General features: G+C 67.2%; 12 protein-coding genes. 9 read left to right on the top strand and 3 right to left on the bottom strand.

Translation table 11 applies throughout. The features are described from left to right. Positions 1–85: 85 nt before the first annotated feature. The 3 genes from topA to ROA7023_RS10770 form a co-directional block, all read right to left on the bottom strand. On the bottom strand, positions 86–2,671 hold the full coding sequence (gene topA / locus ROA7023_RS10780; RefSeq protein ID WP_085879047.1) for a type I DNA topoisomerase: 2,586 nt from the start codon (positions 2,669–2,671) through the stop codon (positions 86–88). A gap of 112 nt (positions 2,672–2,783) precedes the next feature. Beyond that, on the bottom strand, positions 2,784–3,974 hold the full coding sequence (dprA, locus tag ROA7023_RS10775; protein WP_085879046.1) for a DNA-processing protein DprA: 1,191 nt from the start codon (positions 3,972–3,974) through the stop codon (positions 2,784–2,786). A gap of 148 nt (positions 3,975–4,122) precedes the next feature. Further along, on the bottom strand, positions 4,123–5,544 hold the full coding sequence (locus ROA7023_RS10770) for a TldD/PmbA family protein (RefSeq protein ID WP_085879045.1): 1,422 nt from the start codon (positions 5,542–5,544) through the stop codon (positions 4,123–4,125). 189 nt (positions 5,545–5,733) lie between these two features. Between ROA7023_RS10770 and coxB the strand changes: the two genes are divergently transcribed. From coxB to ROA7023_RS10725, 9 genes are all read left to right on the top strand, one after another. After that, positions 5,734–6,567: a cytochrome c oxidase subunit II gene (coxB, locus tag ROA7023_RS10765; protein WP_234992156.1), complete on the top strand. Its 834-nt coding sequence runs from the start codon at positions 5,734–5,736 to the stop codon at positions 6,565–6,567. A 96-nt stretch (positions 6,568–6,663) separates the two neighbouring features. Beyond that, on the top strand, positions 6,664–7,599 hold the full coding sequence (gene cyoE, locus ROA7023_RS10760) for a heme o synthase (RefSeq protein WP_085879044.1): 936 nt from the start codon (positions 6,664–6,666) through the stop codon (positions 7,597–7,599). Positions 7,600–7,602: 3 nt separating this feature from the next. Then, positions 7,603–7,842, top strand: coding sequence for a cytochrome c oxidase system small membrane protein (locus tag ROA7023_RS10755; protein ID WP_085879043.1), 240 nt, complete (start codon positions 7,603–7,605; stop codon positions 7,840–7,842). Continuing rightward, entirely contained in the window at positions 7,839–8,417 is a 579-nt protein-coding gene (locus ROA7023_RS10750; RefSeq protein ID WP_085879042.1) for a cytochrome c oxidase assembly protein, read from the top strand. The genes ROA7023_RS10755 and ROA7023_RS10750 overlap by 4 nt, the downstream gene beginning before the upstream one ends. Before the next feature lie 27 nt (positions 8,418–8,444). Beyond that, positions 8,445–9,245 (top strand): cytochrome c oxidase subunit 3, encoded by an 801-nt coding sequence (locus ROA7023_RS10745; RefSeq protein WP_085879041.1) that lies wholly within the window; start codon positions 8,445–8,447, stop codon positions 9,243–9,245. Positions 9,246–9,375: 130 nt separating this feature from the next. Further along, positions 9,376–10,038 carry an SURF1 family protein gene (locus ROA7023_RS10740; protein ID WP_085879040.1) on the top strand — a complete coding sequence of 221 codons (663 nt, stop codon included), beginning with the start codon at positions 9,376–9,378 and terminating at the stop codon, positions 10,036–10,038. Continuing rightward, positions 10,035–11,426, top strand: a complete 1,392-nt coding sequence (gene thrC / locus ROA7023_RS10735; RefSeq protein ID WP_085879039.1) for a threonine synthase — start codon at positions 10,035–10,037, stop codon at positions 11,424–11,426. Before ROA7023_RS10740 ends, thrC begins: the two co-directional genes overlap by 4 nt. Next, positions 11,423–12,688 (top strand): M16 family metallopeptidase, encoded by a 1,266-nt coding sequence (locus ROA7023_RS10730; RefSeq protein WP_085879038.1) that lies wholly within the window; start codon positions 11,423–11,425, stop codon positions 12,686–12,688. Before thrC ends, ROA7023_RS10730 begins: the two co-directional genes overlap by 4 nt. Further along, positions 12,688–13,272, top strand: a complete 585-nt coding sequence (locus ROA7023_RS10725) for a GNAT family N-acetyltransferase (protein ID WP_085879037.1) — start codon at positions 12,688–12,690, stop codon at positions 13,270–13,272. Before ROA7023_RS10730 ends, ROA7023_RS10725 begins: the two co-directional genes overlap by 1 nt. Positions 13,273–13,375 lie beyond the last annotated feature (103 nt).

Raw genomic sequence — 13,375 nt, 5'->3', positions numbered from 1 at the left:
CCCACGCCCTGACCCGCCGGCCCCCGGGCCCGCAGGCCAGCTTCGGTGCGCCGAAAATTCGGAGGATTTTCGGGCCCGCCCGGGGTCAGCCGTCCGCCTTCTTCGTGGCAGGCTTCTTGGTCGCAGTCTTCTTGGCAGGTGCCTTCTTCGCCGCGGCCTTCTTGGCGGGCGCCTTCTTGGTGGTCTTTTTGCCGGCCTTCTCGGCGATCAGCTCCACCGCGCGCTCCATCGTCAGGTCGCCCGGTTCGGTCCCCTTGGGCAGGGTCGCGTTGACCTTGCCCCACTTGATGTAGGGCCCATAGCGGCCCTCCATCACGTTCACTGGCCCGCCTTCGGACGGATGCTCCCCCAGCTCTTTCAGGGCCTTGGCCGCGCTGCGTCCGCGCCCGGGATTGGCCCGCTTCTCGGCCAGCAGCTCCACCGCGCGGTTCATCCCGATCTCGAAGACGTCCGCGGGATCCTTGAGGTTGGCATAGATGCCCTTCGCGTCGTCGGGACGCTTGTGAAAGAGGTAAGGCCCGAACCGGCCGAAATTCGAGGTGATCATCGCCCCGTCCTCCGGGTGCGGTCCGATCTCGCGCGGCAGCGACAACAGCGTCAGCGCCTTCTCGAGATCCATCTCATCGGCCTGCCAGCCCTTGGGCAGACTGGCGCGTTTGGGCTTCTTGTTCTCCTCGGTCACCTCGCCGCGCTGGACATAGGGGCCGAACCGCCCCGACCGGAGCGAGATCTCGTCGCCCTGGTCCTCGCCCAGCACACGGTCCTCGGCCTGCTCCTCGCCCCCGCCGATCGGCCGGGTGTAGCGGCATTCGGGATAGCGCGAGCAGCCCACGAACCCGCCGGTCCGCGACGTCTTGAGGTGCAGGTTGCCCTCGCCGCACAGCGGGCAGACGCGCGGATCCGTCCCGTCCTCGCGCGGCGGATAGAGCTGCGGGGCAAGCGCCTCGTCCAGCACGTCGAGCACTTCCGAAATCCGGAGCTCCGAGGTCTCTTCGATCGCCTTGTGGAAATCGCGCCAGAAATTCGCGAGCACGTCCTTGTAGTCGCGGCTGCCCGCCGAGACGTCGTCGAGGCTTTCCTCAAGGTTCGCGGTAAACTCGTATCCCACGTAGGTCCGAAAGAAATTCAGCAGGAAGATCGTGACAATCCGGCCCTTGTCTTCCGGAAACAGGCGGTTGCCTTCCTTGCGGACGTATTCGCGGTCCTGGATCGTGGTCAGCACCGAGGCATAGGTCGAGGGCCGCCCGATCCCCAGCTCTTCCATCCGTTTCACCAGGGTCGCCTCGGTAAACCGCGGCGGGGGCTGGGTGAAATGCTGGTCCGGCGTGATCTCGTGCTTCTTGGTGGGCTCGCCCTCGTGCAGGGCGGGCAGGCGCTTGTCGTCATCGTCGACGACGCTGTCGTCGCGCCCCTCCTCGTAGACGGCGATGAACCCGTCGAACAGCACCACCTGGCCGGTGGCGCGCAGGCCGACCTGGCCGTCCGCGCTGCCGATCTCGACGGTGGTCCGCTCCATCCGGGCGGCCTCCATCTGCGAGGCGATGGTGCGCTTCCAGATCAGGTCGTAGAGCTTCTTCTGGTCAGGCTCCGACACGCGCAGATCGTCGGGATGCAGCGACATTTCCGTCGGGCGGATGCACTCGTGCGCCTCTTGCGCGTTCTTGGCCTTGTTCTTGTAGATGCGCGGGCTGGCCGGCACGTAATCCTTGCCGAACCGGGCGGCGATCGCGTCGCGGGCCTGGGCGACGGCCTCGGGCGCCATGTCGATGCCGTCGGTCCGCATGTAGGTGATCAGCCCGGCCTCGTAGAGCCGCTGCGCCGCGTTCATGCAATGCCGCGCCCCCATCGAGAACTTGCGGCTCGCCTCCTGCTGAAGGGTCGAGGTCATGAACGGCGGGGCCGGGTTCCGGGTCGCGGGCTTGGCCTCGACGCTGGTGACCTTGAGGTCGCGCGAGGTGACCGCCTGCACGGCCATCTCGGCCTGGGTCGCGTTGGCCAGGTCGAACTTGTCGAGCTTCTTGCCCGCGAGCGTGGTCAGCCGCGCGGTGAAGGTCTGGCCGCGCGGGTTCTCCAGCACCGCCGTGACGGTCCAGTATTCCTGCGGGTTGAACGCCTCGATCTCCATCTCGCGCTCGACCACGAGGCGCAGGCAGACCGATTGCACCCGGCCCGCGGACCGTGCACCCGGCAGCTTGCGCCACAGCACCGGAGACAGGTTGAACCCCACGAGGTAGTCGAGCGCCCGGCGGGCGAGATAGGCCTCCACCAGCGGCGCGTCGATCTCGCGCGGGTTCTGCATCGCCTCTGTGACCGCCTGCTTGGTGATCGCGTTGAAGGTCACGCGGCGGACGTCGGTATCCTTCTTGATCGACCGGCGCTTGGTCAGGGCCTGCTGCAGGTGCCAGGAAATCGCCTCGCCCTCGCGGTCGGGGTCGGTGGCGAGGATCAGCGCGTTGTCGGTCTTGAGGGCCTCGGCGATGGCGCGAACGTGTTTCTGGCTGTCGCTGCCGACCTCCCATTTCATGTCAAAATCGTGCTCGGTGTCGACCGAGCCATCCTTGGCCGGCAGGTCCCGGACATGCCCGTAGGAGGCGAGAACGACATAGTCCGACCCGAGATATTTGTTGATTGTCTTGGCCTTGGCGGGCGACTCGACGACGACGACTGGCATGGGGACTCCTTGACCGGGGCCCTTTGGGGCTCGGGGCCGTTACATGTGGCGGCCTGCCGGCAAATGTCAATGCGCCAGTCATGGCGCGTCCGGGCGGGGCCTGCGGCAGCCCTCAGCTTGGGCGGGACAGCAGCCCCCCGGGCTGACGGGCGATCTTGCCGTCAAGCTCCAGGTCGGTCAGCGCCGGCGCGACTTGCTCCGGCCCGATCTCCAGATCGCGAATCAATTGATCCTCGGCCATGGGCGAGGGGCCGAGCCGCGCCAGGATCTGGCGATGGAGCTCGGCGATGGCCCGCAGCCTGCGCGGGCGACGGGGGGTGGCGTCGGATGCCGGCACCTCGGTCGGGGTCGGGGTATGGGCACGTCCGGCGGCCGGGGCCGGCGTCGGGGTGGCCACCGCAGAGGCAGGGGCCGGCCCCAGCGCCTCGGTCACATCGGCGGCTGAGCGGACCAGCAGCGCGCCGTCCCGGATCAGCATGTTGCAGCCCGCCGCGCGGGCATCCATCGGGTGACCGGGCACGGCCATCACCTCGCGCCCCTGTTCGAGCGCGAGCCTTGCGGTGATGAGAGAGCCGGAGCGGGCCGCCGCCTCGACCACCACGACCGCGCGGGAGAGCCCCGAGACGATCCGGTTGCGGGCGGGGAAATGCCGGGCCTGCGGCTGCATCCCGATGGGCTGTTCGGAAAGCAACAGACCGGTTCGGGCGATGGCGCGGGCGAGGTCGGCGTTCTCGGCGGGGTAGAAGACGTCGACGCCCCCGGCCAGCACGGCAATGGTCCCGGTGTCCAGCGCGGCCGCGTGGGAGGCGGCATCGACACCGCGGGCGAGGCCCGACACGATGACCTCTCCGGCCGTGCCGAGGTCCTTGGCCAGCTTGCGGGCCATCCGCGTGCCCAGCGACGAGGCGCTGCGGGCACCGATCAGGGCGGTCATCGGACGCGAGAGCAGCGACACGTCCCCGATCGCCCAGAGGATCGGCGGCGCGTCGGCGAGGTCCACGAGCGCTTGCGGATACCCGGCGCAGCCGTAAAACAGCGGCCTGGCCCCGGCGGTGCGGGCGGATTTGAGCTCGGCCCGCGCGACACCCTCGGGGCAGATGGCGTAATTGTCGATCCCGGCGGCGCGGGCGATCTCGGGCAGCGCCCGCAGCGCGTCAGCGGCGGATCCGTGCTCGACCATCATTCTGTGAAAGGTCACCGGCCCCACCCGGCGCGAGCGCAACAGACGCAGCCAGTCCAGCCAAGCGTCTTCCGTGGTGGGTGGGAGTGGGGGGTGAGTGGAAGAATTTGATCCCTCGACCATCCTGGTCTCCGCCTGTTGCAGGACCCTGATTAGAACGTGTTGGTTAATGAGAGATGAACGAATCGCGCCTCCGGCGAGATTTTCTTCGCGCGTCGACACCGACCCGGCGCCCGCGTGCCCCGAACGCGACCGGGGCACGGGCGCAGGATCAGCCGCCCGCGCCGCCCACCGTCAGCCCGCCGATCAGCAGTGACGGCTGGCCCACGCCCACCGGCACCCACTGGCCGTTCTTGCCGCAATTGCCGATGCCGGGATCGAGCGCCATGTCGTTGCCGATCCCGCGGATCTTCTGCAGCGCGGTGGCGCCGTCGCCGATCAGCGTCGCCCCCTTGACCGGGGCGCCGACCTTGCCGTCCCGGACCCGGTAGGCTTCGGTGCAGGAAAAGACGAACTTGCCGTTGGTGATGTCCACCTGGCCCCCGCCAAAACCGACGGCATAGATGCCGTCTTGAACGTCGGTCAGCAGATCGGCGGGCGTGCTGTCGCCGGACAGCATGTAGGTGTTGGTCATCCGGGGCATGGGAATATGGGCATAGCTCTCGCGCCGCCCGTTGCCCGTGGTGCCGGTCCCCGACAGCCGGCCGTTCTGGCGGTCCTGCATGTAGCCCACCAGGATGCCGTCCTCGATCAGGGTGGTCCGGTGCGAGGGCGTCCCCTCGTCATCCACGGTGATCGAGCCGCGGCGGTCGGGCAGGGTGCCGTCATCGAGGACGGTGACCCCGGGGGCGGCGATCCGCTGGCCCATGAGGCCGGCGAAGGCGGACGTGCCCTTGCGGTTGAAATCGCCCTCCAGCCCGTGGCCGATGGCCTCGTGCAGCAGGATGCCGGGCCAGCCCGGGCCGAGCACGACGTCCATCACCCCGGCCGGGGCCGGCTCGGCCGTGAGGTTGACCAGCGCGATGCGCAGCGCCTCGCGGGCGGCGGCCTGCCAATGGGCGGGGTCGATCAGCCCGATCAGCCCGGTGCGGCCGCCGGCCCCGGCGGTGCCGGTCTCGCGCAGGCCGTTCTCTTCGACGATAACCGAGACGTTCAGGCGCGACATCGGCCGCGTATCCGTCACCAGCCCGCCTTCGGGGCGCAGGATCGCCACCTCCTGGATCGAGGCGGCCAGGGTGGCCGATACCTGGACCACCCGCGAATCCAGCCCGCGCGCGAAGGCGTCGATCTCGCGCAGCAGGTCGACCTTGCCGGGAAAGGTCGCGTCCTCCATCGGGTCGGCGTCGGTATAGAGCGTGCGGTTGGTGCGCGGCGGCGCCTCGGCCAGGGTGCCGCCGCCATCGCCCACGGCCAGCCGGGTGGTGGCCACCGCCCGCCGCAGCGCATGTTCGTCCATCGTGGTGGAATGGGCGTAGCCCGCCGCGTCGCCGCGCACGGCGCGCAGGCCGAATCCCTCGGCGGCGTCGTAGCTGGCGGTGCGCAGGCGGCCGTCGTCGAAGGCCACGACCTCGGAGCGCCGCCGCTCGAGGAACAATTCCCCGTCGTCGGCGCCCGCGACAGCCTCGCGCACCAGGCTCAGGGCCCGGTCCTGGTCGAGCGCGGTTTCAAAGGGGCGAAAGGGGGCATCTGCCATGTGGGCTCCTGCGGGGTTTGCCTTGATCGAGATCATAAAGGGTCAGTTTGCCGCAACAGCCCTTCTTGAGTGTATGCCCACGATATGGGAAGACCACGACCAGAGACAACGGGTGCACTGCGCCCGCAGCGGCCCGAGCGGCCCGCGAAGGAGACAGGTGAGAACATGATGACACTGGCGAAACGAGCAATGGCAGCGTCAGCTGCCGCGCTGATCGGGTCGGCGGCGTTCGCGCAGGAGACTGTGGGGGCGGGCCTCGAGATCATCGGTCAGCCGCGTGACGGCGCGATCGGCTGGCAACCGGCCGCGACCGAGCTTGCCCGCGACATTCACTGGCTCGACGGGATGCTGCTGGTCATCATCACCTTGATCTCGCTGTTCGTGACCGGACTGCTGGCCTGGGTCGTCGTGCGCTACAACAGCAAGGCCAACAAGACGCCGGCGTCGTTTACGCACAATTCCCCGCTCGAGGTGGCCTGGACCATCGTGCCGATCGTGATCCTGGTCTTCATTGGGGCGTTCTCGCTGCCGGTGCTGTTCAAGCAGCAGGAGATCCCGGAGGCCGACATCACCATCAAGGTGACCGGTTACCAGTGGTACTGGGGGTATGAATATGTCGACGAGGGCATCTATTTCGACAGCTTCATGATCGGCTACGGCGAGGGCAATCTGAACGCCGACATCGAGGAACGCCTTGTCGAGGCGGGCTATGGACCCGAGCAGTTCAAGCTGGCCACCGACACCTCCGTCGTCGTGCCGGTGGGGGCGACGGTCGTGATGCAGGTGACGGGCGCCGACGTGATCCACTCCTGGACCGTGCCGGCGTTCGGCGTGAAGCAGGACGCGGTGCCCGGGCGCCTCGCCCAGCTGTGGTTCGCGGCCGAGCAGGAAGGCATCTACTTCGGCCAGTGCTCGGAGCTTTGCGGCAAGGACCACGCCTTCATGCCGATCACCGTCAAGGTGGTCAGCCAGGAAGAGTATGACGCCTGGCTCGAGACCGCCCGCGAAGATTTTCCGGTCTGATCCCGTGACGGGCCCCTTCCGGGGCTCGATCCGATCAGACGGACGACCACAGGATGCGCGGCCCGGCTGCGCATCCGCGACCCAGGAAAGACACCGATGACCGACCTTTCAGCCAGCGAGGCCAAGACCGTGGAGCCGGGAATGGGCGACTACTTCGCCCTCCTCAAACCGCGCGTCATGCAACTGGTCGTCTTCACGGCGCTGGTGGCGCTGCTGGTCGCACCGGTGCCGGTTCACCCGGTCATCGCCGCCATCTCTATCCTCTGCATCGCCGTGGGGGCCGGGGCGTCCGGTGCGCTGAACATGTGGTGGGACGCGGATATCGACGCCAAGATGCGCCGCACCGCCAAGCGCCCCATTCCCGCCGGCAAGGTCGCCCCCGGCGAGGCGCTGGGCATCGGCCTTGCGCTCTCGGGCTTCTCGATCGTCATGCTGGGGCTGGCGGCGAACTGGGTCTCGGCCGGGATCCTCGCCTTCACCATCTTCTTCTACGCGGTGGTCTATTCCATGTGGCTCAAGCGGTCGACGCCGCAGAACATCGTCATCGGCGGTGCCGCGGGCGCGTTCCCGCCGCTGCTGGGCTGGGCCGTGGCGACGGGCGGCTTCAGCATCGAAAGCTGGCTGATGTTCGCGCTGATCTTCATGTGGACGCCGCCGCATTTCTGGGCGCTGGCGCTGTTCGTGCGGACCGACTACGGCGATGCCGGCGTGCCGATGCTGACCGAGACCCATGGCCGCCGCGTCACCCGCAACCACGTGCTGGGCTACACCATCGCCCTGGTGCCGGTGGCGCTGGCGCTGGGCTTCACCTCCATCGGCGGGCCGTTCTACCTGGCGCTGTCGGTGCTGCTGAACATCCGGTTCCTGCGCGGCGCCATCGCGATCTGGCGGCGGGACGAGACCGTGGCCGAAGCCGACAATTACGCCACCGAGAAATCCGTGTTTCGGCAGTCGCTCTATTACCTGTTCCTGCATTTCGGCGCCTTGCTGGTCGAGGCCAGCCTCGCGCCCTTCGGCCTGGGAGGCTGGTAGACCATGACCATTCGCGTCGAACATGAACTGCACGAGCGTCGCCGCAGCCGCAACACCGGCGTGGGGCTCATCCTCGTGGGCTTCGTCGGCATCGTCTTCGCGCTGACGGTCGTCAAGGTGCTCAACCTCGGCGATATCCGGCAGATGGAGCGCTTCGACCACGTGGCGCGCCCGCAGCTGGAGCCCGCCGCGATCGAAGCCGCGACCGGCGCCGCCCCGGCAGGCGAGGAGGGGACGCCATGAAGCTCTTCGGCAAACTCCAGGGGCCGCAGCGGACCGCGGCGCAGGCCGTGGGGATCGTGGTTCTGATGGGCTCTCTCGCCTGGGCCTCGGTGCCGTTCTACAGCTGGTTCTGCCGGGTCACCGGGTTCGGCGGCGCGACCGACGTGGCCGAGGCGGGCTCCGACGTCATCCTCGACCAGACGATCACCGTGCGGTTCGACGGCGGGCTGGAGCGCGGAATGCCCTGGACCTTCAAGCCGGTCGAGCGCGAGATGGAGATGCGGATCGGCGAAACCGGCCTCGCGTTCTTCGAGGCCTCCAATCCGACCGACCGGCCGATCGCCGGACAGGCGTCCTACAACGTGACGCCCTACCAGGCGGGCGGGTTCTTCGACAAGATCGAGTGCTTCTGCTTTACCGAACAGGTGCTGCAGCCGGGCGAGACGGTGCAGATGCCGGTCAGCTTCTTCGTGGATCCGGCGATCGTCGACGACCGCGAAGGCAAGTATATCCACACCATCACATTGAGCTATACGTTCTACGAGATCGACCTGCCCGAAGACTACGAGCAGGCCGCCCTCGAGATCGGGAACTAGGGACGGCCCAAGGGGACGAGACGCAAAATGGCGCACGAAAAAAACCACGACTATCATATTCTGAACCCGTCCATCTGGCCGTTGCTCGGCGCGGGAGGGGCGTTCGTCATGCTCTTCGGTGCCGTGCTGTGGATGCATGGCAACGGGCCCTGGGGCTTCATCGCGGGCGTCCTGATCGTAGCCTACACGATGTTTGGCTGGTGGTCCGAGACCGTGGCCGAGAACAAGGCCGGCGATCACACGCCGGTGGTCAAGATCGGCCTGCGCTACGGCTTCATCATGTTCATCATGTCCGAGGTCATGTTCTTCGCGGCCTGGTTCTGGTCGTTCTTCAAGCACGCGCTCTACCCGATGGGCCCCGACAGCCCCCAGGTCGACGGGCAATGGCCGCCGGCGGGCATCGAGACCTTCGACCCCTGGCACCTGCCGCTGATCAACACCTTGATCCTGCTGTGTTCCGGCGCCGCGGCGACCTGGGCGCACCACGCGCTGGTGCACGAGGACAACCGCGACGACATCAAGTGGGGCCTGATCCTGGCGATCGGCCTCGGGGCGTTGTTCACCGTGTTCCAGGTCTATGAGTACAGCCACGCGGCCTTCGGCTTCTCCGGCAACATCTACGGCGCCAACTTCTTCATGGCGACGGGCTTTCACGGTGCGCATGTGGTGATCGGGACGATCTTCCTCTTCGTGTGCCTGATGCGGGTGCTGGCGGGGCATTTCACCGCCGACAACCATGTCGGGTTCGAGGCGGCCTCCTGGTACTGGCACTTCGTCGACGTGGTCTGGCTGTTCCTCTTCGCCGCGGTCTACATCTGGGGCGGCTGATCCCGGCTGCGGCGGGCGGGCTGCGCCCCGCCTGACCACCGGATCTCATTGGCGCGCGGGGCTGTCCCGCGCGTCTTTCCGTCTCGACCGGCCCGTTTTCCGAACCGGCCGACGACACCGGCAGGACGCCATGAAACGTCTCATCTTTCCCATCCTTCTGGGCATAGCCGGCTGTGCGATGCTGATCTCGCTGGGGGTCTGGCAGGTCCAGCGGCTGACCTGGAAGACGGCGATCCTCGACGATATCGAGGCGCGGATCCTCGCCGCTCCCGTGGCTTTGCCCGAAACGCCCGACCCGGTGACTGACCGCTATCTGCCGGTCGCCGTCCGCGGGACGATCGCCGACACCGGCCTGCGTGTGCTGGTCACGCCCGAGGGGCTGGGCCCCGGCTACCGCCGTATCCTGCCGTTCGACACGGGCGAACGACGCATCCTGCTCGACGGCGGCTGGGTGCCGCTGGAAGGCGCACCGCTGCCCGAGGGCAGCGTGACCGTGACCGGCAACATCCACTGGCCCGACGAGGTCGACACCTGGACCCCCGATCCCGAGGGCGACCTCTGGTTCGCCCGCGACGTTACCGCCATGGCCGAGACCCTCGGGACAGAGCCGATCATGGTCATCGCCCGCAGCCTGTCCGACCCCGGCGGGCTGACCCCGCTGCCGATCGGCACGGAGGGGGTCCCGAACGATCATCTCGAATACGCGATAACATGGTTCAGCCTTGCACTCGTCTGGGCAACCATGTCCGTGTATCTGATTCTCCGGACAGCGCGGAGCAAGGAAACCTCATGAACTACATCTCCACTCGCGGCAAAGCGCCTGAACTCGGCTTTGAAGAGGCCATGATGACCGGCCTTGCCCGGGACGGCGGGCTTTACGTGCCGGGCGACATCCCGGTCATGGCGAAAGACGAGATCGCGGCGCTCACCGGTCTTTCCTACGAGGAGGTGGCGTATCGCGTCATGCGTCCCTTCGTGGGCCGCACCTTCACCGACGACGCCTTTCGCAAGCTGATCGCCATGGCCTATGCCGGCTTCGACCATCCGGCACGTGCGCCGATCAAGCAGCTTGAGCCGAACCAATTCCTGCTGGAGCTGTTCCACGGCCCGACGCTGGCGTTCAAGGATTTCGCCATGCAGCTGATCGGCCAGCTGTTCCAGGCGTCGCTCTCGCGCTCGGGCGAGCGGGTCACGATCGTCGGCGCGACCTCCGGCGACACCGGCTCCGCCGCGATCGAGGCGTTCCGCGGATTGAGCAACGTGGATGTCTTCATCCTCTATCCGCACGGCCGGGTGTCCGAGGTGCAGCGCCGTCAGATGACCACCCCGACCGAGGCGAATGTCCACGCCATCGCGCTCGAGGGCGATTTCGACGATTGTCAGGCGCGGCTGAAGGACATGTTCAACGACCACGGGTTCCGCGACGAGGTGCGGCTTGCCGGGGTGAACTCGATCAACTGGGCGCGGGTGCTGGCGCAAGTCGTGTATTACTTCACCGCCGCGGTCAGCCTCGGGGCGCCCCATCGCGAGGTCGATTTCACCGTGCCGACGGGCAATTTCGGCGACATCTACGCGGGCTTCGTCGCCCGCAGGATGGGCCTTCCGATCGGCCGGCTCTTTGCGGCCACCAACCACAACGACGTGGTCAACCGGGCGCTGAAGTCGGGCTATTACGACAAGAACGCGGTAATCCCGTCGTTCAGCCCCTCGATGGATATCCAGGTCAGCTCCAATTTCGAGCGCGCCCTTTTCGAGGCCTACAACCGCGATGGCAACGCGGTTTCGCTGCTGATGGAGGATCTGTCGCTGCATGACGGGTTCAAGATCAGCCAGGGGGCGTTGCAGATGCTGACCGATGTCTTCGGTTCGGGCATGACGCTGGAAAGCGCGACGCTGGAACGGATCAAGCGGACCGCGCTCGAGACCGGAGAGGTCGTCTGCCCGCACACCGCAGTCGGCCTCGACGTGGCTGTCCGCAAGGCCCGGCGCGGGATTCCGATGATCACGCTGGCCACGGCCCATCCGGCCAAGTTCCCCGACGCCGTCGAAGAGGCCACCGGGAAACGTCCCCCCCTTCCATCCCGCATGGCGGACCTGTATGACCGCCCGGAGCGCGTCACCAAGGCTCCGAACGACCTTGCGGCGCTGCAGTCATTGATCAGAGGCCGCATCGACACGTGACCGTCCAGATACATACACTTTCCAACGGCTTCCGCATCGCGACCGAGAACATGCCGAGCATGAAATCCGCCTCGATCGGGATCTGGATCACCGCCGGCGGCCGCCATGAGTGGGCCGAGCAGAACGGCATCGCGCATTTCCTCGAACACATGGCGTTCAAGGGCACGGCCCGGCGGTCCGCGCTGCAGATCGCCGAAGAGATCGAGGATGTCGGCGGCTATATCAACGCCTATACCAGCCGCGAGATGACAGCCTATTACGCCCGGGTGCTCGAGGACGACATCGACCTGGGGCTGGACTTGATCGCCGACATCCTGCTCAACCCGGTATTCGACCCGCGCGAGATCGAGGTGGAGCGCGGCGTGATCCTGCAAGAGATCGGCCAGGCGCTCGACACGCCCGACGACATCGTCTTCGACTGGCTGCAGGAGGTCTCTTACCCAGACCAGCCCATCGGGCGGCCGATCCTGGGCCCTGCCGAGCGGGTGCGCAGCTTTACCAAGGAAGACCTTTCAGGCTTCGTGGCCGAGCATTACGGGCCGGGCCAGATGATCCTCGCCGCCGCGGGCCAGGTCGACCACGACCACCTGGTGCGCGAGGCAGAGCGTCTGTTTGGCCACCTGCAACCGGTGAACGAGACCTTCGTGACCCAATCGGCGGTCTTCGGCGGTGGCGAGCGGCGGGTCGAAAAGGCGTTGGAGCAGGTGCATTTCGCGCTGGCCCTCGACGGTCCCGATTACTGCGACCCCGAGATCTATGACGCCCAGGTCTATGCGACCGCCCTTGGCGGGGGCATGTCCTCTCGCCTGTTCCAGGAACTGCGCGAGAACAGGGGTCTGTGCTACACGATCTTCGCCCAGGCCGGGGCCTATGCCGATGCCGGGACGCTGACGATCTATGCCGGGACCGCCGCCGACCAGATCGCCGATCTGGCCCATGTCACCATGGACGAGATGAAGCGCGCCGCGTCTGATTTCTCCGAGGCGGAGGTCGCGCGTGCGCGGGCGCAGATGAAGGCCGGGATGCTGATGGGGCTGGAAAGCCCCTCGCACCGGGCTGAACGCCTGGCCCGGATGGTCTCTATCTGGGGCCGGGTGCCGACCATCGAGGAGACGGTGGAAAAGATCGAGGCGGTCACGAAAGAGCGTGTCCGGGCCTTTGGCGAGCGCATGGCGGGTCAGGCGGGCAGTGCAATGGCGCTCTATGGCCCCGTCGGTGACGCGCCCACGCTTGATGCTCTGCGCGCGAGACTCGCCGCCTGATGCTGCGCGTCCGCCGAAAGCTGCGGTTGGAGACAGAGCAGCTGACGTTGCGGCCGCCCCAGCATTCGGATTTCACGCCCTGGACCTCGCTCCGCCGGGAAAGCGCGGACTTCCTCAAACCATGGGAGCCGTCCTGGGCTGACGATCACCTGACCCGCAAGGCGTTCACCAATCGCGTCTACTGGGCCCAACGGGCGATCGCGGGCGGCACCGAGATCCCGCTGTTCCTGATCCGACGCAAGGACGAAGCCCTGGTGGGCGCGATCACCCTGTCGAACATCCGGCGCGGTCCGGCCCAGGCGGGGACCACGGGCTACTGGATCGGCCAGCCCTATGCCCGCAGTGGCTACATGCGCGAGGCCCTGCAGGCGGTGGTCCATCACGCGTTCCACGAACTGAACCTGAGCCGGATCGAGGCCGGCTGCCTGCCCGAGAACACGCCCTCGCGCAAGTTGCTCGAAAGCTGCGGCTACAAGTACGAGGGCGTCGCGCAAAGCTACCTCCAGATCAACGGGCGCTGGCGCAACCATGTGCTCTACGCCAACCTCCGCAGTGACCGGCGCGGCCGGACCGGCATCGGTTAGCCTGATTTCCGGGCGACGGTGCCGACTCACGAGCGCCGGGCTACGGCAAAGACCGCTGTTCACGCAACTGCGAGGTGACGCAGGGGCGACATGGTCTAAGATT

Origin of the sequence: Roseisalinus antarcticus, assembly GCF_900172355.1 — a bacterium.
Lineage (GTDB): Bacteria > Pseudomonadota > Alphaproteobacteria > Rhodobacterales > Rhodobacteraceae > Oceanicola > Oceanicola antarcticus_A.
The sequence above is the reverse complement of the archived record's forward strand: the minus strand, read 5'-3'. Positions and strand labels throughout refer to the sequence as shown.